Genomic DNA, 307 nt, shown 5'->3' with positions numbered 1-307 from the left:
GTTTCCTTTTTCATCAGCTTTCACTGTCGTGTCTTGTATCACTTTATCATCTTGAAGCAATTCAACTTTGATGCTTCCTGGACGTGTGTTGAATTTGTTGTTGTAGTCTTCCCAGACTTTCTTACCATTTACTTCTGTTTTATCAGTATTTTTGTAAGTATTCGTAATTGTCGTTCCTTCTACTTTTGTCTCGTAGCCGTCTACTTTCACTTCACTTACTGTGTACTTGATTTCATTTCCTCGTCCATCATACTTCGGTAGATCTTTGAAGCTGAAATTCCAGTTTCCTTTTTCATCAGCTTTCACT

General features: G+C 36.8%; 1 protein-coding gene. It reads right to left on the bottom strand.

Features of this window, described 5'->3' with window-relative positions; genetic code table 11:
• A partial coding sequence (locus ACXVYO_RS02165; RefSeq protein ID WP_458465910.1) for a Cna B-type domain-containing protein occupies positions 1-307 on the bottom strand: 307 nt, incomplete at both ends.

It is taken from the genome of Bacillus sp. BC08, assembly GCF_054326875.1.
The sequence above is the reverse complement of the archived record's forward strand: the minus strand, read 5'-3'. Positions and strand labels throughout refer to the sequence as shown.